2 protein-coding genes are annotated in these 754 nt (G+C 63.7%); both read left to right on the forward strand.

Going from position 1 to position 754, the window contains the following annotated elements:
- Window positions 1–214, forward strand: a 214-nt coding sequence (locus HX846_RS33540; protein ID WP_306173187.1) for a nitrilase-related carbon-nitrogen hydrolase, incomplete at its 5' end; no start/stop codon positions are given.
- Window positions 215–230: 16 nt separating this feature from the next.
- The coding region (locus tag HX846_RS33545) for a PmbA/TldA family metallopeptidase (protein WP_306173188.1) at window positions 231–754 on the forward strand (524 nt) is incomplete at its 3' end.

Here is a 754-nt window from a genome sequence, read left to right on the forward strand (position 1 = left end):
GGGTGGCGTGCATCCGGGGCCCAGGGAAACCTTCGGGCATGCAGCGATCATCGACCCATGGGGGCGCGTGCTGGCACAACAGGATCAAGGCGAGGCGGTGTTGTTGGCCGAACGCGATAGCAGCGAACAGGCGTCGATACGGACGCGTATGCCGGTGGCGGGCCACCGGCGCTTTTTCTCGCAGGGCGCACAGCGACCTGCTTCAGAACGATGAATTTAAGGCCAAACCTATGAGCGAGTTGTTGTCCTCAGTCAGTGAACACCTCCTGGCGCCTGGTGGCGTGACCATCGAAAGCTTGCAAACGGTCCTCGGCGATCTGGCCGGGCCAGGCATCGACGCGGCCGACCTGTATTTCCAGGGGCAGATTTCCGAGTCCTGGGCCCTGGAAGACGGGATCGTCAAGGAAGGCAGCTTCAACCTCGACCAAGGCGTGGGTGTGCGTGCGCAGTCCGGTGAAAAAACCGGCTTTGCCTACAGCAACGCCATCACCCTGGAAGCCCTGGGGCTGGCGGCTCGTGCAGCGCGTTCGATCTCCCGTGCCGGGCAAAACGGCACGGTGCAGGCGTTCAGCACCCAGGACGTGGCCCAGCTGTATGCCCCGGATAACCCATTGGAAGTGATCAGCCGCGCCGAAAAGGTCGAGCTGCTCAAGCGTGTGGACGCGGCGACCCGCGCCCTGGATCCGCGTATCCAGCAAGTCACCGTAAGCATGGCCGGGGTGTGGGAACGCATCCTCGTGGCCTCCACCGATGG

The sequence above is a fragment of the Pseudomonas sp. K5002 genome (assembly GCF_013386655.1).
Lineage (GTDB): Bacteria > Pseudomonadota > Gammaproteobacteria > Pseudomonadales > Pseudomonadaceae > Aquipseudomonas.